The 452-nt window shown below is 78.8% G+C and carries 1 protein-coding gene; it reads right to left on the bottom strand.

What is annotated here, in order from left to right; genetic code table 11:
* Window positions 1-452: type ISP restriction/modification enzyme (locus GT042_RS23295; protein ID WP_345943882.1), on the bottom strand; the 452-nt coding region annotated here is incomplete at both ends.

Here is a 452-nt window from a genome sequence, read left to right as displayed (position 1 = left end):
CACCACCGGTCCGCGCGGCGAGGGGACGGCCGCCGCGACCGCCCAGGCCAGCACCTCTTCCGGGGCGACCTCCCGGACGTGGCGAGCGCCCAGCAGGGCCGTCAGGCCCGGAGTCACGTTCGGCTCCAGGCCGCCGGGCCTGCGGTAGAGCGGGCGGATCCGGCCGGGACGCCCGGCGGGCGACGTGCCGTCCGGCAGCAGGGCACTGATCAGCAGCGCGGGGCCGCCGGCCCCGGGAACGTACCCCTGCTCCACGGCGAAGACCTGGTGGGCGCCGGCGACCCGCCACAGCTCGGGGCGTGCCGCGTCGATCAGCCGGTGGTCGGGGATGAGCCACTGCTCGTCGAACGGGCCGTGGAGCACCCGCAGCGGCTCGGGACAGCGCCCCGACTCCCGTACGAACCGTCCCGTGCCCGCGACCTGCCCCGCGCCCGCGCCCCCGGCCTGCCCCG

The sequence above is a fragment of the Streptomyces sp. SID3212 genome (genome assembly GCF_009865405.1).
GTDB lineage: Bacteria > Actinomycetota > Actinomycetes > Streptomycetales > Streptomycetaceae > Streptomyces.
This window is presented reverse-complemented; position numbering and strand designations above follow the sequence as displayed.